General features: G+C 43.8%; 3 tRNA genes. All 3 read left to right on the top strand.

Going from position 1 to position 546, the window contains the following annotated elements:
- Positions 1–117 precede the first annotated feature (117 nt).
- The 3 genes from L652_RS0116950 to L652_RS0116940 all read left to right on the top strand — a co-directional run bounded on the left by L652_RS0116950 (position 118) and on the right by L652_RS0116940 (position 542).
- Positions 118–194: transfer RNA gene (locus tag L652_RS0116950), tRNA-Arg, on the top strand.
- Between the two features lie 79 nt (positions 195–273).
- Positions 274–350: transfer RNA gene (locus L652_RS0116945), tRNA-Arg, on the top strand.
- Positions 351–465: 115 nt separating this feature from the next.
- Positions 466–542 (top strand) — tRNA-Arg (locus L652_RS0116940).
- The last annotated feature ends 4 nt before the right edge of the window (positions 543–546 follow it).

Raw genomic sequence — 546 nt, 5'->3', positions numbered from 1 at the left:
ACGAACCGAGCGGTCGGAGGTTCGAATCCTCCTGCGCCCACCATACTTTAATAACTCTGCTTAGAGTCTAAATAAGCAAAAACTCTACTTAGAGTTTAAATAAGTAAACTATAAAGTGGGTGCATAGCTCAGCTGGATAGAGTACTCGGCTACGAACCGAGCGGTCGGAGGTTCGAATCCTCCTGCGCCCACCACTTTATAAACTCTCACTTAGAGTATAAATAAGTAAAACTCTCACTTAGAGTAAAAACAAGTAATAGTAAAAATGAAAGTGGGTGCATAGCTCAGCTGGATAGAGTACTCGGCTACGAACCGAGCGGTCGGAGGTTCGAATCCTCCTGCGCCCACCACTTTCATATTTTCATACACTTTTAAGTGTAAGAAAAATAAACCGATGGAAATCGGTTTTTTTATGTCTGAATTTATACGCTCTGCTTAGAGTTTAAATAAGCAATCTATGAAAGTGGGTGCATAGCTCAGCTGGATAGAGTACTCGGCTACGAACCGAGCGGTCGGAGGTTCGAATCCTCCTGCGCCCACCACTTT

This window comes from Pseudoalteromonas sp. TB25, assembly GCF_000497995.1.
GTDB classification, from domain to species: domain Bacteria; phylum Pseudomonadota; class Gammaproteobacteria; order Enterobacterales; family Alteromonadaceae; genus Pseudoalteromonas; species Pseudoalteromonas distincta.
The sequence above is the reverse complement of the archived record's forward strand: the minus strand, read 5'-3'. Positions and strand labels throughout refer to the sequence as shown.